Genomic DNA, 18,335 nt, shown 5'->3' on the forward strand with positions numbered 1-18,335 from the left:
GGACGGCTCCGCGCCGTCCCTCCGGGCTCGTGCGCTCCCCCATCCCGCGCGCGGCCCGGACGGACGACACCACGTCAGGGGCAGCACGACATGGGCAATTCCATCCAGGACGACCTCTTCGGGGACGACGAGCGTGACGCCGCCGCCGCGGACCCCGGCGACCCCGGTGTCCGCGGCGCCTCCGCCGCTCCGGAGGCGCCGGCCGAGCTGGTCCGCGGCTCCGGGCCGGGACGGTTCGTCGCCGGGCTGGTCCTCGGCGCGGTCGTGCTCGTGGTCCTGGTCGGCGCGGGTGCGCTCTACCTGGGCGGCGTCGGTCGCGACCTCTTCGGCGCCGGCCGGGAGGCCGAGTTCACCCCGGCCCCTGCGGTGACCAGCTCGCCGTCCGCCACGCGCACCAGCACGCCCACCGCGTCGCCCACGCCGTCGCGCTCGCGCACGCCCTCCCCCACGCCGAGCCCCTCGGCGGAGGAGCCGGCACCGCCACCCCCGGCCCCGGGGCCCGTGGCGCCCCCGGCGCCGTACGTCCCCCCGGCACCCGTGGTCCCCGAGCCCGTCGTGCCCGAACCCGTGGTGCCCGCCCCGGTCCTGCCGCAGCCCGTGGTCCCCGCGCCCCCGGCGCCGGCCCCGTCCGCACCGGCCCCGGCGGATCCCGGTCCGACCACCCCGGGAGCGCCCGCGAAGGACGACGAGGCCGGCGCGGAGGACGTCGACCCGGACGAGGAGGACGCGGCCGAGGAGGACGCCGGCCCGGCCGCCGCAGAGGCGGGGACCGAGGGGGCCACCACGGAGGACGCGACCGAGGACGCCTCGCCGGCACCCTGAGCGCAATCCCCCGGCCGCGGTCCACCCGGCGCGGCGGCCGGATCGCCGCGCTGCGCGGCGGCCCCGTGGCGGCTCACCCGGCGTGGCACCCCGGAGGCGGCTCACCCGGCCGCGGCACCCCGGTCGCGGCGTCCCTGCGCCGGCTCGCGGTGGGCGGGCGCTCAGGCCAGGCGCAGCAGCGGGACCTCCCGCTCGGCGCGCGTCAGCGAGCCGTGCTGGCCGACCATGGACAGGACGCTCGGGCGGACCCGGCCCAGGTCGAACAGCGCCAGGGGCTCCCGCCCCAGCACGAGGAGGTCGCCGATGCGCCCGCGCACCGCGTCGCGCACGAGCGCCGGCGGGCCGAAGTAGCCCGCGTCGAGGGCCGCCTCCCGGGAGAGGATCCACACGCGGGACCCGAACTGCTCCCGCCAGGCGGCCACGAGCGCCCGGACGTCCTGCGCCGTCGCGTCCGGCTCCAGGTGCAGCTGCACCGCGCGGGGCTCGCCGGCCGTGTGCCGGACACCGTCCAGCAGCCCCGGGAGCTCGGAGAAGTCGACGCGCGCGTCCCGCGGGACGTCCACCATGCCGTGGTCACCGGTCACCAGCACCGTGGTGCCGGCCGGCAGGCGCGCGACCAGACGGCGCAGCGACGCGTCGAGCTCCTCGAGCTGGGCCGTCCACTCCCAGGACTCCCAGCCCCGGGCGTGGCCGGTGCGGTCGAGCTCGTCCCAGTAGAAGTACATGAGGGCGTCGCGTCCCGCCGCGAGCTGGTCGAGTGCGGTGCTGACCCGCGCGGCCGGCCCCTCCGCGGCCACGAACCTGCCCCCGCGCAGGGCCGCGTCGGTGAGCCCGGAGCCGGCGAAGCGCTGCCGGCTGACCGTGACCACGTCCACGTGCTCGGCGGCGCGCTCGAGCACCGTGGGCAGCGGCTGCCACGCCCGGGGGTCCACGGCGGCGTCCCAGCCGCCGAGCTGGTTCACGACCCGGTCCCGGTCGGGGTCCAGCACGTCGTAGCCCACGAGTCCGTGCGCCCCGGGGGCCGCGCCCGTGCCGAGGGACGCCAGCGAGGCCGCCGTGGTCGTGGGGAACGCCGCGTCCAGGGTGGCCAGGCCCTGCGCGCCGGCCAGGCCCGGGGCGTGCCCGGCGCGGGCCCGCAGCTGGGCCCGTCCCAGGCCGTCCACCATGACGACGACGACCCTCCGGGCGGCGGGCAGCCCCAGCGCGTCCCGGAAGCCGGGCACGCCCAGGGACGCCGCGGCCGAGGACATGACCTCCGCGACCGAGCGGCTGCCGTAGCGCGGCGGCCCCGGCAGGTCGGCGGGCAGCGCGGCCAGGACCTCCTGCACCGCCCTCACCGGGCGGCGCCGCTGTCCCGGCCGGTGAACCGGTCGGTGAACCGGGTGCGCGGTGTGGCGGCGGCCGCCCGCCGCGGAGCCGGCGTGCGCCCGTGGGCCGGCTGGGCGATCTGCGCGCCGTCGGTCAGCGGGGAGAGGTTGGCCCGGCGCAGTGTGCGCGCGAACTCCCGCGCGCCCTCCACGGCGGTCGGGCCGTCGGCCTCCGCGCTGATCCGCAGCACGATGTCCTCCCGGGCGGCCGTGCCGGTGTAGCCGTGGTCGGCCTGGCACTGGGGGTCCTCGCACAGTGCGGGCGCCAGGTCCACGTGCAGGGTGCCCGTCCACGCGATGGCGAGCGTCACCTCGGAGATCGGGCTGTCCGGCCGGTAGTTGGCCGGCTGGTAGTACGAGTAGCTCAGCGTGACCGAGCGGATCTGCGAGATGCCGACCGTCTCCGTGGAGACCCGTGCCACCACGTCCCTGCCGCCCTCGTCGAACTCCTCGTCGTCCACGTGCGTCACGTGCAGCACGTCCTCGGCGAGCACCAGCACGGTGGTGTGGCGGTGCACCTCCGTCCGGTCGATGTGGGTCTCCAGCTGCACGAGGTGGGAGACCGGGGACCGGCCGTCCAGGGAGTCCTGGACCACGTCGATCACCAGCTGCGGGTAGAAGCCGGCCTTGTTGATGTCCTCGACCAGCCGCTGGCCGCGCTCACCTGAATACGTCATGGGGGCCATTTTCCCCCACGGCCGCGCCAGTGCCCAACACGGGCCCTCAGGGCACCCGGAAGTAGCACCGCTCCTCCCCGCCGCCCACGTCCTCGCAGACCCGTTCCAGCACCACGGGGCTCTCCTCCGGCGCCGGGCTCGGGGTCGTGTCGGCGCTGCGCGTGACCGTGGGCGAGCTCCCGGGACCGGGCACCCGCTCCGCGGAGCCCAGGGGATCGAGCAGCAGATATCCGCTCAGCAGCGCAGTCATCCCCACGAGGACCACGAACACGCCGGTCACGGCTCGGCCGCCGCGGCGCCGCCCGGTCCGCGCCGGCCGCGGGAGCGCCTCCGTGGCCCTCCCCCCGGCGGGCCGGCGGCCCGCCCGGTCCCGGCCGGGGTCGTTCCCGGTGCCCCCGCCGTCGCCGTCGCCGGACCCGCCGTGCCCGGAGCCGTCGCGCCCGGACCCGGCAGGGTCCGGCACCTCGTCGTCGCCCGACCCGGTGTGGACTCCCCCGGTGTCGACTCCCCCGGCACCGGTTCTCCCGCTGCCGGTCGTCCCGCTGCCGGCGCCGCCGGCGTCGGCCAGCCCGCCGCCGCCCACCGTGGTCCCGGCCGTCCGCTGCCCGGTGCTGCCGGGAGCGGTGCCGGCGGAGTCGGTGCTCCCGGAGCCGGCGTCCAGGGTGTCGGGGCCGTCCGGGAACCGGCCGCCGGCCTCCGCGCCCGCGGCGGCTCCGCCGCCGAGCCCGGCGCCGGTCGTCCCGTCCGTCCCCTCCGTGCCGTCCCACCCGGTCAGCACCCGGCTCGCCCACGGCTCCGGCAGCGGCTCGAGGACGTCGAAGACCTCGAACGGCTCGCCGTCCCGGGTGCGGGCAGGGTCGAAGCGCCGTCTCGCCGCTCCCGCGGTGAGCTCGTGGAGCACGGTGACGGCCGCGTCGCGGCGCTGGGCGGGGTCCGGGGTGAGGAGGGCGGCGAGGTGCTCCGCGAGGTCGCCCTGCTCCCCCGCCACGGCGCGCGCATCGTTGGGCCCCAGGCTCTCCTGCGGCTCCAGCGAGGGGTCGAGCATCCGCAGCGCGGTGATGCCCGCCGCGTAGAGGTCCTGCGCGGGGTTCGGGTCGGTGAGCTCGTAGGCCTCCGGGGGCAGGTAGCCGGGCGTGCCCACCACGGTGCCCGTCCGGGTCAGCCGGGCGTCCTGGACGCGCACGGCGATGCCGAAGTCGGAGAGGAGGACGTGGGGGCGGCCCGTCCCGGTGCTGTCCAGCATGAGGTTGCCCGGCTTCACGTCCCGGTGCACCCAGCCCTGGGCGTGCACGAACTGCAGGGCCTGGAGCAGCTGGGCGAGAACCTCCTCGGTCAGCTCCACCGAGGCGGCCCCGTTGTCGAGCAGCGCGGACTCCAGGGTGCCGCCGTGCACGAGGGGCATCGCGATGACCACGTGCGCGTCCTCCGCGGCCCACCCGTAGGGGCGAGCACGTGCGGGTGGTCCAGCTTCACCGACTGCTCCCGCGCGAAGCGCAGCAGGTCCGCGGAGTCGCGCTGGCGCAGCACCTTGGCCGCGCACAGCTGCTGGAGCCGGCCGTCCCAGGCCCGCCACACGGAGCCGCTGCCGCCGCGCGCGATGGGGTCGATGAGGGTGTACCGACCGGCTATGGTGTCCGCCACGAAGTCCGGGCCCGCCTAGCTGCGCATGGCCCGGCGCGCGCTGTCCGTCCGCTGCCGGGCGTTGCCGATGCCGACCGAGGCCCCCAGCACGGTCACGGAGCCGCTGGAGACGAGCACGGGGTTCAGCTCCACGCGGGCGATCTCGGGGTGCCGGTCCTTGAGCAGCGCCACCCGGGCGACGAGGTCCTCGAGCCGGTCGACGTCCGCGGCCGGGACCCCCTGGTGGCCGAAGAGCTTGCGCGAGGCCTTGGGCTCGCGGACCATCCGCCGCACGTCCTGGTCGGTGAGCGGCGGGACCCGGTGGGCCCAGTCCTCGAGGAGGTTCACCGCGTCCCCCGCCATCCCGAACGAGACCACGGGGCCGATCAGGGGGTCCTCGATGGCCCGGAGCACCACCGACTGGCCGGTGGGGGCCATGGCCTGCACCTCGAGGTCGAAGGTGCCGAAGGGGGCGAGCGCCCGGTGCATGGTCTCGATGGCCGCCCGCAGCTGCGCGTCGTCCTGGATGTTGAGCTGCACGCCGCCCAGGTCCAGGCGGTGCCGGAGGTTGGGGTCGGTGGTCTTGAGGGCCACGGGGTAGCCGAGCCGGTCGGCGGCGGCCAGGGCGTCCTCGGGATCGGTGAACCGCTCGCTGGGCAGCAGGCCCACCCCGTAGGTCTCCAGCAGCTCCCGCGCCTGGTCCCCGTCCAGCTCGAGCAGCTCGTCGCCGGTGACGCTGGGCAGGATCTTCTCCACGAAGGTCTCCGCCGCCTCCGCGTCGATGCCCTTCGGCTCGGCGAGGCTGCCCTGGTCCTGGGCGCGCCACCGGGTGTAGTCCACGACCTTGGCGAGCGCGCGCAGGGCCGCCCCCGGGGAGTCGAAGCAGGGCACGTCCAGTCCGTCCTCGGCGTGGTGCAGGGCGGAGACCGCTCCGGGCTCGGTGCTGCCCGTGAAGACGACCACCACGGTCTTGCCGTGCTCCCGCCCCACCCGGCCCACGAGCTCGGCCACGCGCTCCGGCGTGGCACCCGGGATCGGCATCAGCGTGACCACGGCGGAGTCGACGGCCTCGGCGCCGAGGCAGCTGTCGACGGCCGCCCGCAGCGCCTCGAGGGCGTCCTCCCCGCCGTCCGCGGTCCGGACCCCCGCCTGGGTCACCGCGACGTCCAGCCCCAGCTGCATGCACCGGTCCTCCATGAGCTGGCCCAGGGCCAGCGCGTTGGAGACGAGGGCCGTGCGGGCGCCCGCGGGCAGGGGCTGGCCGGCGAGGATCCCAGCCACGTCCATGAGGTGCTCGCTCGTGTCCGCGCGGATCACGCCGGCCTGCCGGAACATCGCGTCCAGGGCCCCCGGCGGGGCCTGGGTGGTGCGCCCGGTGTGGCCGGGCGGCAGCCGGAGACCGGTGACCTCGCTCTTGGCCACGATCACGGGCTTGGTCAGGGACAGCCGGCGGGCGATCCGAGAGAACTTGCGCGGGTTGCCCACGGACTGCAGGTAGAGCCCGCACGCGCGGGTCGCGGCGTCGTCCTCCCAGTACTGCATCATGTCGTTGCCGGAGACGTCGGCCCGGTTGCCGGCGGAGAGGTACGTGGACACGCCCACGTCGTGGCGCAGCGCGGCCGCGTTGAGCATCATGCCGATGGCCCCGGACTGGCTGAACAGCCCCAGCGGGCCCTCCCGCGGCACGGTGGGCAGGATGGAGGCGTTGAAGCGGGACTCCGGGGCCGTGCTGTAGAGGCCCAGGCTCGCCGGGCCGACCACGCGCATCCCGTAGGAGCGAGCGCGGCGCACCAGCTCGGTCTGCCGGGCCCGGCCCGCCGCGCCGGCCTCGGCGTACCCGCCCGTGACCACCACGACGGCGCGCACGCCCGCCGCGCCGCACTGGTCCACGACGTCGGCCACCTGGTCGACGGGCACGGCGACCACGGCGAGGTCCACGGGCTCGGGGACCTCCCCGATCGAGGTGGCGTGGGTCATGCCCTCCCGCTCGAAGGGCGTGGGGCTCACCCCGCTGAGCCGGCCGGCGAACCCGGAGGCGACGAGGTGCTCGACCAGCGCGTGCCCGGCGTGGCCGGGGTCCCGCGACGCCCCGATCACGGCGATCGAGGACGGGGAGAGGAGGTCGGCCATGGAGAGGGCCTCGGCGCGGTGCTCCCGCGCGGCCATCACGGCCAGCGACTTCTCGGTCGGGTCGATGTCGAAGCCGACCACCACCACGCCGTCGTCGAACTTGCGGGTGAGCTCGTAGCCCGCCTCCGCGAACACGCGGAGCATCTTGCGGTTCTCGGGCAGGACCTCCGCGGAGAAGTGGTCGATCCCGTTCTCGCGCGCGGCCGCGGCGAGGTGCTCCAGCAGGATCGAGCCGATGCCCCGCCCCTGGTGGGCGTCCGAGATCATGAACGCGACCTCGGCGTCGTCGTGCCGGTCCGTGCGGTCGTAGCGGCCCACGCCGATGATCCGGTCCGCCAGCACCAGCACGAAGCAGACGCGGTCCCGGTGGTCCACGCGGGTGAACCGCTCCAGCTCCCGGGCGGAGAGGGTGGGCTTGTAGGAGAAGAAGCGCAGGTAGATGGAGTTCTCGGACTGCGACTGGTGGAAGGCCAGGAGCGCGTCCTTGTCCTCCGGGGAGATCGGGCGCAGCTGCGCCGTCGCGCCGTCGCGGAGGATGACGTCGGCCTCCCAGTACTCGGGGTACTGCCCGGCGTCGTCCGTGTCCGCGGTCTCTGGAACCATAGACTTCAGGCTAGTAGACAAACCTGCACCGTCAACGGTGCGTCCCGGTGCGTCCCCGCACGATCTCGAACGCCGAGCCGCCGGGCCCGCCCCGGACCGACCCACGACCGAAGGACCCCCCGCTGTGATGGCACGCCGCCGTGCGCCCTCCCGCCCGTCCGCCGAGGACGAGCTGCCCCCCGACTTCCGGGAGAACATCGTCGACATCGACGTGACCTCCGAGATGGAGACGAGCTTCCTCGAGTACTCGTACTCCGTCATCTACTCCCGCGCCCTGCCCGACGCCCGGGACGGGCTCAAGCCCGTGCAGCGGCGCATCCTGTTCATGATGAACCAGATGGGGCTGCGCCCGGACCGCGGCCACGTCAAGAGCGCCCGCGTCGTGGGCGAGGTGATGGGCAAGTTGCACCCGCACGGCGACTCCGCCATCTACGACGCGATGGTCCGGCTCGCCCAGTCCTTCGCGATGCGCCTGCCGCTCGTGGACGGGCACGGCAACTTCGGCTCCCTCGACGACGGCCCCGCCGCCTCCCGCTACACCGAGGCCCGGATGGCCCCGGCCGCCCTGGCGCTGACGGCCGACCTCGACGAGGACGTCGTCGACTTCGTGCCCAACTACGACAACCAGTTCACCCAGCCGGGCGTGCTGCCCGCGGCGTTCCCCAACCTGCTGGTCAACGGCTCCTCCGGCATCGCGGTGGGCATGGCCACGAACATGGCCCCGCACAACCTGCGCGAGGTCGTCGCGGGCGCCCGGCACCTCGTGGAGCACCCCGAGGCGACGCTCGAAGAGCTCATGCGCTTCGTCCCGGGCCCGGACCTGCCCTCGGGCGGGCGGATCGTGGGCCTCGACGGGATCCGGGACGCCTACCGGACCGGGCGCGGCTCCTTCAAGACCCGCGCGAAGGTCTCGGTCGAGCAGATCTCCCCCCGCAAGCAGGGCATCGTCGTCACCCAGCTGCCCTACATGGTGGGGCCCGAGAAGGTCACCGAGAAGATCAAGGAGGCGGCGCAGGCCAAGAAGCTCCAGGGCGTCTCCGACGTCGTGGACCTGACCGACCGCAAGAACGGCCTGCGGCTGGTCATCGAGGTCAAGAACGGCTTCAACCCGCAGGCCGTCCTCCAGCAGCTCTACAAGTACACGCCCATGGAGGACTCCTTCGGGATCAACAACGTTGCCCTCGTGGACGGACGGCCCCGCACCATGGGCCTCCTGGAGCTGCTGCGGGTCTACGTGGAGCACCGGCTGTCGGTGGTCCGGCGGCGCACCGGCTTCCGGCTGGCCAAGCGGCGCGACCGCCTGCACCTGGTCGAGGGCCTGCTCGTGGCGATCGTCGACATCGACGAGGTCATCCAGATCATCCGCTCCTCCGACGAGACCGCCGTGGCCCGGGAACGGCTCATGGCCGTGTACGACCTCAGCCGCGTGCAGGCCGACCACATCCTCGAGCTGCGACTGCGGCAGCTGACCAAGTACTCGCGGATCGAGCTCGAGAAGGAGCAGGAGGAGCTGCGCCGGGAGATCGCCGAGCTCGAGGAGACCCTCGCCTCGGACTCGCGGCTGCGGGCCCTGGTCTCCGCGGAGCTCGCGGAGGTCGCGGAGGTCCACGGCGACGACCGGCGCACCGAGCTGCTGGAGTCGGAGGCCCTGCCGGCGCCCGTCGCCGCGGCGGCGGCCCCCGCACCGGGGCGGACGGCGGCGGGCGGGCTCGCGCTCGAGATCGCCGACGACCCCTGCTGGGTCTTCCTGTCCACCTCGGGCCAGCTCGCCCGCACGCCCTCCCAGGTCCCGCTGGTGGACCCGCCCCGGCGGATCAAGCACGACGCCCTGGTCTCCGCGGTGCGCGCCACCGCCCGCGGGGAGATCGGGGCGGTCACGTCCACCGGGCGCATGCTGCGCGTCCAGGTGATGGACGTGCCCGTGCTGACCGCCTTCGAGGGCACCCCGAAGCTGGGCGACGGCGTCCCGGTCAAGGACTTCCTCACCCTCGGCCGCGGGGAGCGGCTCGTGGGGCTCGCGCCGCTCAACGCGGTGCTGGCCCTGGGCACCCGCAACGGCGTGGTCAAGCGGGTCAGCCCCGAGTATCCGCTCAACCGCGAGGACTGGGAGGTCATCACGCTCAAGGACGACGACGAGGTGGTCGGCCTCGCCGAGTCCGCCGCCGCGGAGGACGAGCTGGTGTTCGTGACCCGGGACGGGAAGCTGCTGCACTTCGAGGCCGGTGCGGTGCGCCCCCAGGGCCGGACCGCGGGCGGCGTCGCCGGGGTCAAGCTGGTCGCGGGGGACGCCGTGGTCTTCTTCGGGGCGGTCCGCGCCGCGGACGAGACGCCCGTGGTCGTGACCCTCGCCCGCGCCGACGAGGTGCTGCCCGGCATGTCGCAGTACTCGGTGAAGGTCACCCCGTTCTCGGAGTACCCGCCCAAGGGCCGGGCCACCGGAGGGGTGCGCGCGCACCGGTTCCTCAAGGGCGAGACGGGACTGGCCCTGGCCTGGGTGGGGCACGGACCGGCCAAGGCGGTCGCGGCCTCGGGCGTGGCCCGGGCCCTGCCCACCGAGCACGGGCGCCGGGACGGCTCGGGCGTGCCCACCGACCAGGTGATCGACGCGGTGGGCCCGGCCTACGGCTGAGGCTCAGCGGCGGGGCCCGAGCAGCCCCATCTGCTCCACCGCCGCCCGCTCCTCCTCGAGCTCCCGGACGGAGCGGTCGATGCGGGCGCGGGAGAACTCGTCCAGCTCGAGGTCCGGCACGATCGCTGCCCGGCCGTCCCGGCAGACCACCGGGAACGAGCTGACGAGTCCCTCCGGCACGCCGTAGGAGCCGTCGGACGCGACCGCCATGGACGTCCACGTGCCCTCGGGGGTGCCCAGGACCCAGTCGCGGACGTGGCACAGGGCCGCGTGGGCCGCCGAGGCCACCGAGGAGCCGCCGCGCACGTCGATGATCTCCGCGCCGCGGCGCGCCACCCGGGGGATGAAGGTGTCGTCCACCCAAGCGAGGTCGTGGCCTCCCCCGGCCAGCACCTCGAGCGCCGGCCGGCCCCCGACCGTGGCGTGGGTCAGGTCGGGGTACTGGCTCGCCGAGTGGTTGCCCCACACGGCCACGCCGTCGATCTCGTCGACGCGGGCCCCGGTGGCCGCGGCGAGCTGGGCCAGCGCGCGGTGGTGGTCGAGCCGGGTGAGGGCGGTGAAGCGCTCGCGCGGGACGTCCGGGGCGTGCGAGGCGGCGATGTAGGCGTTGGTGTTGGCGGGGTTGCCGACCACCACGGCCCGGAAGTCCTCGGCGGCGCCGCGGTTGACGGCCCGCCCCTGGACCGAGAAGATCCCGGCGTTGGCCTCGAGCAGGTCGGCCCGCTCCATGCCCTGGGACCGGGGGCGGGCCCCGATGAGCAGCCCCACCGAGGCGCCGTCGAACGCGGCGTCCGCGTCCTCGAAGACCTCCACGCCGTCGAGCAGCGGGAACGCCCCGTCCTGCAGCTCCAGGGCGGTGCCCTCCGCGGCCCGCCGCGCCTGCGGGAGCTCGAGCAGGTGCAGGCGGACGGGGGTGCCGGGACCGAGGAGGTCGCCCGCCGCGGCCCGGAAGACGGTGGCGTAGCCGATCTGGCCCGCGGCACCGGTCACGGTAACGGTGACCGGCCGGGGCCGGCCAGGTGCGGGGGACGGGGTGTGCGGGCCGGTGGCGGTCATGCGGGGTCCTTCCTCGGGGACGGTCGCTCGTCCCTGCCCAGCGTAGCGGCCGCACCAGGGCACCGGCCCTCGGTGCGCCCGCCGTCCCGCGCGCTCAGGCGTCGATGCGCTCCTGGTCCAGGTGCGTGGCGCCCTCGATGATGAAGTCCTTGCGCGGGGCCACCTCGGAGCCCATGAGCAGGGAGAAGGCGTGCTCGGCGGCCTCGGCGTCCTCCACCCGGATCCGGCGCAGCATCCGGTGCCGGACGTCCATGGTCGTCTCCGCGAGCTGGTCCGCGTCCATCTCGCCCAGGCCCTTGTAGCGCTGGATGGGCTCCTTGTACCGCCGCCCCTCCGCCTCGAGCCGGGCGAGCAGGTCCGTGAGCTCGCGCTCGGAGTACGTGTAGACCATCTCGTTGGCCTTGCCGCCGGCGTTGACGATCTCCACCCGGTGCAGCGGGGGCACCGCCGCGTAGACCCGCCCGGCCTCCACGAGCGGGCGCATGTAGCGGTAGAACAGCGTGAGCAGCAGGGTGCGGATGTGCGCGCCGTCGACGTCGGCGTCCGTCATCATGATGACCTTGCCGTAGCGGGCGGCGGTGAGGTCGAAGGTGCGCCCCGAGCCGGCGCCGATGACCTGGATGAGCGCGGCGCACTCCGTGTTGGCGAGCATGTCCGTGATGGACGCCTTCTGCACGTTGAGGATCTTGCCGCGGATCGGCAGCAGCGCCTGATAGTTGGAGGACCGGGCCAGCCGCGCCGTGCCGAGCGCGGAGTCGCCCTCCACGATGAACAGCTCGGAGCGCTCCACGTCGTTCGAGCGGCACTCGACGAGCTTGGCCGGCATCGAGGAGGTCTCCAGGGCGTTCTTGCGCCGCTGGGTCTCCTTGTGCACCCGCGCGGAGATGCGGGACTTCATCTCCGCCACGACCTTCTCGAGCAGCTGCCCGGCCTGCTGCTTGTCGTGGCGGCCGGTGGCCGTGAGCTTGGCGGTCAGCTCCTTCTCGATCACCCGGCTCACGATCTGGCGCACGGCCGGGGTGCCCAGGACCTCCTTGGTCTGGCCCTCGAACTGCGGCTCCGCCAGCCGCACCGTGAGCACGGCCGTGAGCCCGGCCAGGACGTCGTCCTTCTCGATCTTGTCGCTGCCGGCCTTGAGCTTGCGGGCGTTGGCCTCGATCTGCTTCCGGAACGTCTTCAGCAGGGCCGCCTCGAAGCCGGCCTGGTGGGTGCCGCCCTTGGGGGTCGCGATGATGTTCACGAACGAGCGCAGGGACGTGTCGTAGCCGATGCCCCAGCGCAGGGCGACGTCGACCTCGCACGTGCGGTCCAGTTCCGTGAGCTTGGAGCGGCCGTTCTCGTCCAGGACCGGGACGTTCTCCTTGAACCGGCCCTCGCCCTGGAACCGCCACACGTCGGTGACCGAGCTGTCGGCGGCGAGGTACTCCACGAACTCGGAGATCCCGCCGTCGTGCTGGAACACCTCCTCGTGGGTCCCGAACTCCCCCGGCGTGCCGGGCAGGCCCCGCTGGTCGCGCACGGTGATGCGCAGCCCGGGGATCAGGAACGAGGTCTGGCGGGCGCGCTTGGCGAGCTCCTCGTAGCTGAACCGGGCGTCCGCCGTGAAGATCTGCTCGTCCGCCCAGTACCGGATCCGGGTGCCGGTGACACCCCGCTTGGCCTTGCCGACGACGTCGAGCACCGACCCCTCCACGAACGGCTCGAACCGGGCGTGCGGGGAGGGCCGGCCCTGGTCCACGAAACGGCCGGGCTCGCCGTGCCGGAAGGACATCTGGTAGGTCTTCCCGCCGCGGTCCACCTGGACGTCCAGGCGGGCGGAGAGCGCGTTGACCACCGAGGCGCCCACGCCGTGCAGGCCGCCGGAGGCGCTGTAGGAGCCGCCGCCGAACTTCCCGCCCGCGTGCAGCTTGGTGAAGACGACCTCCACGCCGGTCAGCCCGGTGCGCGGCTCGAGGTCGATGGGGATGCCGCGGCCGTCGTCGTGGACCTCCACGGCGCCGTCGGCGTGCAGGACCACCGTGATCTGGTGGCCGAAGCCGGCGAGGGCCTCGTCCACGGAGTTGTCGATGATCTCCCACATGCAGTGCATCAGCCCGCGGGAGTCGGTGGAGCCGATGTACATGCCCGGCCGCTTCCGGACGGCCTCGAGGCCCTCGAGGACGGAGAGGTGGCGGGCGTTGTACTCGGAACGGGACGGTGTCACGGGGATACGACTCCTGGGGGACGGCGGGATTCCCCACCACTGTAGTCCCGGCGGCGGACACCGCAGGCCCGGGCGCGGGTCACGCGGACGCGACCCCGGCCGGCACCGTGACCTACGCCCGGGGCGAAAAACGGCCTCCGCCGGAATCGATTGTCCGAGGGTCGTGGTTGTATAGAGCAGTACCCCGACGCGTCCACGAGACCCCGGGTACCCGCACCGGCGGCCCCGTGCCCCGTGCAACGAGTACGACCCAGGAGGAGGATCCCGTGAACGCAACATTGGAGAGCCGAGAGCTCAATGCGACCGACCGCTGCGACGCGTGCGGCGCCCAGGCCTACGTCCGAGTGATCCTCGAGTCGACGGGCGGTGAGCTGCTGTTCTGCGCTCACCACGCGCGCAAGAACGAGCAGAAGCTGCGGCCGCTGGCCGCCACCTGGCAGGACGAGACCGAGCGCATCGGTTCCTGACCGGGCGACCGCCCAGGGCGGTCGACGCAGGAGGGCCCCGACACCTGGTGTCGGGGCCCTCCTGCGTGTCCGGTCCTCGCCCCGGTCACCGGAGCGGTGCGCGGGTCCCGGACGTGGTCGCCCCGCGCCCGGAGGATCTCCGGGCGCGGGGACGGCCGGTCAGTCGAGGTAGTCGCGCAGCACCTGCGAGCGGGACGGGTGGCGCAGCTTGGACATCGTCTTGGACTCTATCTGCCGGATGCGCTCACGCGTCACGCCGTAGACCTTGCCGATCTCGTCGAGCGTCTTGGGCTGGCCGTCGGTCAGGCCGAAGCGCATCGCCACGACCCCCGCCTCCCGCTCGGAGAGGGTGTCCAGGACCGAGTGCAGCTGCTCCTGCAGGAGCGTGAAGCTCACGGCGTCCGCGGGGACCACAGCCTCGGAGTCCTCGATGAGGTCGCCGAACTCCGAGTCGCCGTCCTCCCCCAGCGGGGTGTGCAGCGAGATCGGCTCACGGCCGTACTTCTGCACCTCGACGACCTTCTCGGGCGTCATGTCGAGCTCGTTCGCCAGCTCCTCCGGGGTCGGCTCCCGGCCGAGGTCCTGCAGCATCTGGCGCTGGACGCGGGCGAGCTTGTTGATGACCTCGACCATGTGCACCGGGATGCGGATGGTGCGGGCCTGGTCGGCCATGGCACGGGTGATGGCCTGGCGGATCCACCAGGTGGCGTACGTGGAGAACTTGAAGCCCTTGGTGTAGTCGAACTTCTCGACCGCGCGGATCAGTCCGAGGTTGCCCTCCTGGATGAGGTCCAGGAACAGCATGCCGCGACCGGTGTAGCGCTTCGCGAGCGAGACGACCAGGCGCAGGTTGGCCTCGAGCAGGTGGTTCTTGGCGCGCTTGCCGTCGTGGATGACCCAGCGCAGCTCCTTGCGGGTCTGCGGGTCGAGGCTGTCCTTCCCGTCCGCGAGCTTGTGCTCCGCGTACAGGCCGGCCTCGATCCGCAGCGCCAGGTCCACCTCCTGCTCGGCGTTCAGCAGCGCGACCTTGCCGATCTGCTTGAGGTAGTCCTTGACCGGGTCGGCGGTGGCGCCGGCGGAGACGACCTGCTGGGCCGGGGCGTCGTCGTCGTCGTTGTTGGTGATGACGAAGCCGGAGGTCTTCTCGTCCTTGGGCGCGGGGGCGGCCGGCGCGTCCTCGGGCGCGGCCTCCTCCTCCGCGTCGGCGTCCTCGTCCACGTCCGGCTCGATCACCCCGGCCTCGTCGGTCAGGGCGGTCTCGATGTCGGCGTCGTCGGTGACGACGACGTCCTCCTCGGGCTCCCCGGCGACGGCCAGGGCGTCCTTGTCCGCCGGGGCCGCAGCCTTCTTGCGGCCCGCGGCCTTCGGTGCGGCCGGGGGCTTGCTCGCGGCGGTCCTGGTCGCGGTCGACCGGCCGGCCGTGGACTTCGTCGAGGCGGCCGCGGTGGCGCTCTTGGGAGCGGTGGACTTCGCGGCGGTGGACTTCGCCGCCGTGGTCTTCTTCGCGGCCACGGTCTTCTTGGTCGCGGTCGACTTCGCAGCGGCGGTCTTCGCCCGCGGCGACGTGCCCGTGGTGCCGGACGGCGACCGAGCGTCCCCGGTGCCCGGGGTCTCGGCGGCGGTGTCCGTCGTCTTGTTGCTGGCGGCAGGTGACACTGAGAGCCTTTCGTTGAGCGGTCACGGCGTCCGCCCTCGGGGCAACACGCCTATGACCCTGTCAAGTCCGTGCGCCGGGCAGTGTCCGGCGCGGCGGGCTTGAAGGGTCCTGACAGCCGGAACCACCCGTGGGCGGGATTTGTTCCCGCTCGACCGGACGGACCCGAAAAAGCTCGTCGCACGGGGCTCAGGAGTGCCAGGCGGTGGCACGGTCCCGGGCCCAGAGCGGCACGGGCCGGGCGTCGGCGAGGCGCAGCACGCGCAGCGCGGGCGGGTGTCCGGGGAGCAGCGCCGAGGCCCGGCGCACGAAGTGCGCGGTGTGGGAGCCGCGCGCCCGGAACCGGTTGAGCTGCGCGAGCTCGACCAGCACGCCCGCGAGCACGGCCCGGCCCCGCGCCTCGTCGTCCGTCCGCGCCGCGTCGCCCGTCCCCGCGGAGTCCTCGGCCGCTCCGCCTGCCGCCCCCGCACCGGGCTCCGGTCCGGGCCCCGGCCCCAGCCCCGTGGGCTCCAGGAGCCAGCCGAGCACCTGGAGCACCCGGTAGAGGGTGTCGAGCAGCGACCAGTGCGGGGTCTCCGCCCACTCGCCGGAGAGCACGCGGGAGAGCCGGACCAGCTCCCCCGCGTCCGGCACGGGCACCCGGGCCGCGGCCGGGCCGGACGCGGTGCCGCCGCGACCGGCCGCCGGTCGGCGGGGCACCGGCGGGACGCCCGGAGGGAGGGGCGCCCGGGTCGGCCCGATCGGAACGCCCGGGGCGTCGGGTCCGTCCACCCGGTCGTCGACGTCGTCGCACAGCTCGGCCCACATCGCGGCGGCCGCGAGGACGCCGTCGAGGTCGTCCGTGGCGCAGGCGGCCAGGAGCAGGTCTGCGAGCACGGGGTCGGCCAGGCTCGCGGCCAGGAAGCCGAGCAGGTCGTCGTCGTGGTCCAGCACCGCGGGCACCGCATCCCCCGGCGCGCCCCGGACCGTGGCGAGCACGTCGGTCCAGACGGACAGTGCGGGCCCGAGGCGGTCCAGGTGGTGCCATGCGTCCGCACCGGCCCGTGCCCAGCGGACCGCGGCCTGCCCGGCGGCACGGGCGGTGCCGGCGGGCAGCGCCCCGTACTCCTGGTCCATGGCGAGCCGCGGGGCCGCCGCGTAGGAGCTGCCCGAGGCCACGAGCGCGGCGTTGACGGCGCTGTCCTCGATGTCCGCGACGTCCTGGACGTCGGCCGGGTCCTCGGCCGGCCACCAGCGGTCGCCGGCCACGATCCAGCGCGCCGCCACCGCCCGCCCCGCGCGTCGGGCGGCCTCGTCCACGACGGCGAGCACACCGTCCACCGCGGCGGGTGGCGCCGCGGCCCCGGACGGGTCCCCGGGCGGCGGCGACGTGTACACGATGACGAAGACCCGGTCGCTCAGGGTGTCGTGGGCGACGAGGTCGGCGAGCTCGGCGACGAAGGCCTCCCCGAGGCGTTCGTCGGACGGGCCGGCCGGGAGGTCGACGCGCACGCACGCCCCTGCCGTCCCGCCGCCGGCGGCGAACAGGACGAGGGAGTCGGCGGGCCAGTAGCCGAGCGTGTGCGGCACGACGGCCAGCAGGTCGGCCGCGCACCGGACGACGGGGACGAAGGGGTCTCGGATGGGGTGCTGTCTCATGCGCCCAGCCTGGGCACCGGCCGGTACAGGGGCACGCGCCGGGGCGCGGTCTGTGGACGGCCGGCGGGTCGGGGGCCCGGCGCCCGGCGCGGTGCAGTGCCGACGGGACCGGCCGGCCGGTCAGGCGGCGTCGTGCCCGTGCTGCCGGCGCACCCGCCGGACGGTGGCCAGCACGCCCGCGGCGCCCGCCGCAGCGACCAGGAACTGCGCCGCGATCGCGACCCGGAACGCGTCGGGAGCGTACAGCTCGTCGCGGAAGCCCGCGGCGTGGAGCACGTCGAGCACGAAGCCGGTGACGAAGATGGCCAGCACCGAGGCCGTGAAGCCACCGACGTTGACGATGCCCGTGGCGGTGCCCGAGCGGCGGGCCGGGTTGAAGCTGCGGGTGATGTCGAAGGCGATCATGGAGGCCGGCATGCTGATCGCGATGACGCACACGGCGGCCAGCACCACCGGGACGGGGGCCGTCCCGGGCCAGACCAGCAGGACCGTCCACGCCGCGAAGATCACGGCGGTCACCCCCAGCGACAGCCGCACCCGGCGGTGCGGGTGGCGGGCGGAGAGCCCGCCGAGGCCGAGGGCCACGGCCAGGTTGGTCACCACGAAGGAGGTCATCACCAGGGAGATCGTGGTGTCCGACAGGTCCTGGGCGTACTCGAGATAGGGGTAGCCCCACATCAGCACGAACGTGTTGCCCGCGAACTGGGTGGTGAAGTGCACCCAGAAGCCGAGCCGGGTGCCGGGCTCGGCCACGCTCTCCCGGAGCACCCGGCCGGTCCGCCGCAGGCCCAGCGCCGGGTTCAGGACCTCCACCCCGGGGGGCGCGTTGCGCAGCAGGGTCGCGGCGAGCACGGCGGCGAGCAGCGCGAGGGAGGCCAGCGCCGCGAAGGACGGGAACCACCCGGTGAGCTCGAGCAGCCACGCGAACGGGATGACGGACACCAGCTGGCCGAGGTTGCCGACCACGCCCAGGAACTGGGTCAGCGGCGGCACGCGCAGCGCGGAGAACCAGGCGGGGATCAGGCGCATCACGCACACGAAGGTGGTCGCGTCGCCCGCGCCCACGAGCACGCGGGCGGCCACGCCCTCGCCGACCGTGTCGGCCAGGGCCAGCTGGACCTGCCCGGCCGTCATGAGCAGCGCCCCGGCGGCGACCATGACGCGGGAGCCGAAGCGGTCCACGAGCACGCCGACGGGGATCTGCAGCGCCGCGTAGACGAGGACCTGCATGAGCGAGAACATCGACAGCGCGGAGGCCGCGGTGCCGAAGCGCTCGGCCGCGTCGACCGACGCCACGCCGAAGCTGGTGCGCTGCGCCACGGCGCTGAAGTAGGCGAAGGTGCCGATCGCGAAGACCAGGTAGGCGCGGCGGGAGTCCTTGCCGGGCTCGTGGGCCCGGTACCGGTCGGACGGCATGCACTTCGCTCTCGGGGGGACGGGACCGGGCCGGGACCCGGGACGGCGGGACC

The 18,335-nt window shown here is 74.5% G+C and carries 12 protein-coding genes; 3 read left to right on the top strand and 9 right to left on the bottom strand.

The window, feature by feature from the left end; genetic code table 11:
- Positions 1-90: 90 nt before the first annotated feature.
- Entirely contained in the window at positions 91-822 is a 732-nt protein-coding gene (locus EQG70_RS18325) for a hypothetical protein (RefSeq protein ID WP_208746200.1), read from the top strand.
- A 161-nt stretch (positions 823-983) separates the two neighbouring features.
- Here the strand turns inward: EQG70_RS18325 and EQG70_RS11025 are convergent, their stop codons facing one another.
- The 4 genes from EQG70_RS11025 to EQG70_RS11040 all read right to left on the bottom strand — a co-directional run bounded on the left by EQG70_RS11025 (position 984) and on the right by EQG70_RS11040 (position 7,219).
- The gene (locus EQG70_RS11025; protein ID WP_109268770.1) at positions 984-2,150 is read right to left on the bottom strand and encodes an alkaline phosphatase family protein; all 1,167 of its coding nucleotides are present in this window, start codon (positions 2,148-2,150) and stop codon (positions 984-986) included.
- Positions 2,151-2,155: 5 nt separating this feature from the next.
- Positions 2,156-2,866, bottom strand: coding sequence for a DUF5998 family protein (locus EQG70_RS11030; RefSeq protein WP_035924032.1), 711 nt, complete (start codon positions 2,864-2,866; stop codon positions 2,156-2,158).
- Positions 2,867-2,912: 46 nt separating this feature from the next.
- The gene (locus tag EQG70_RS18775; RefSeq protein WP_109268769.1) at positions 2,913-4,280 is read right to left on the bottom strand and encodes a protein kinase domain-containing protein; all 1,368 of its coding nucleotides are present in this window, start codon (positions 4,278-4,280) and stop codon (positions 2,913-2,915) included.
- 242 nt (positions 4,281-4,522) lie between these two features.
- The gene (locus tag EQG70_RS11040) at positions 4,523-7,219 is read right to left on the bottom strand and encodes a bifunctional acetate--CoA ligase family protein/GNAT family N-acetyltransferase (protein ID WP_017834168.1); all 2,697 of its coding nucleotides are present in this window, start codon (positions 7,217-7,219) and stop codon (positions 4,523-4,525) included.
- A 127-nt stretch (positions 7,220-7,346) separates the two neighbouring features.
- Here EQG70_RS11040 and EQG70_RS11045 point away from each other — a divergent pair, with 127 nt between their 5' ends.
- Complete coding sequence (locus tag EQG70_RS11045; RefSeq protein ID WP_017834167.1) at positions 7,347-9,848, top strand: DNA gyrase/topoisomerase IV subunit A; 2,502 nt, start codon at positions 7,347-7,349, stop codon at positions 9,846-9,848.
- Positions 9,849-9,851: 3 nt separating this feature from the next.
- On the opposite strand, the gene EQG70_RS11050 is transcribed toward EQG70_RS11045, so the two are convergent.
- Together EQG70_RS11050 and EQG70_RS11055 are read right to left on the bottom strand one after the other, a co-directional pair.
- On the bottom strand, positions 9,852-10,904 hold the full coding sequence (locus EQG70_RS11050) for a malate dehydrogenase (protein WP_017834166.1): 1,053 nt from the start codon (positions 10,902-10,904) through the stop codon (positions 9,852-9,854).
- A 94-nt stretch (positions 10,905-10,998) separates the two neighbouring features.
- Complete coding sequence (locus tag EQG70_RS11055) at positions 10,999-13,107, bottom strand: DNA gyrase/topoisomerase IV subunit B (RefSeq protein WP_095651741.1); 2,109 nt, start codon at positions 13,105-13,107, stop codon at positions 10,999-11,001.
- Between the two features lie 266 nt (positions 13,108-13,373).
- Here EQG70_RS11055 and EQG70_RS11060 point away from each other — a divergent pair, with 266 nt between their 5' ends.
- The gene (locus tag EQG70_RS11060) at positions 13,374-13,574 is read left to right on the top strand and encodes a DUF7455 domain-containing protein (protein ID WP_017834164.1); all 201 of its coding nucleotides are present in this window, start codon (positions 13,374-13,376) and stop codon (positions 13,572-13,574) included.
- Between the two features lie 159 nt (positions 13,575-13,733).
- Here the strand turns inward: EQG70_RS11060 and EQG70_RS11065 are convergent, their stop codons facing one another.
- The 3 genes from EQG70_RS11065 to EQG70_RS11075 all read right to left on the bottom strand — a co-directional run bounded on the left by EQG70_RS11065 (position 13,734) and on the right by EQG70_RS11075 (position 18,282).
- The gene (locus EQG70_RS11065; protein ID WP_109268767.1) at positions 13,734-15,230 is read right to left on the bottom strand and encodes an RNA polymerase sigma factor; all 1,497 of its coding nucleotides are present in this window, start codon (positions 15,228-15,230) and stop codon (positions 13,734-13,736) included.
- Between the two features lie 187 nt (positions 15,231-15,417).
- Entirely contained in the window at positions 15,418-16,866 is a 1,449-nt protein-coding gene (locus EQG70_RS11070) for a DUF4192 family protein (protein ID WP_109268766.1), read from the bottom strand.
- 120 nt (positions 16,867-16,986) lie between these two features.
- Positions 16,987-18,282, bottom strand: coding sequence for an MFS transporter (locus tag EQG70_RS11075; RefSeq protein ID WP_017834160.1), 1,296 nt, complete (start codon positions 18,280-18,282; stop codon positions 16,987-16,989).
- Positions 18,283-18,335: the final 53 nt, after the last annotated feature.

The sequence above is a fragment of the Kocuria rosea genome, from assembly GCF_006094695.1.
GTDB classification, from domain to species: domain Bacteria; phylum Actinomycetota; class Actinomycetes; order Actinomycetales; family Micrococcaceae; genus Kocuria; species Kocuria rosea.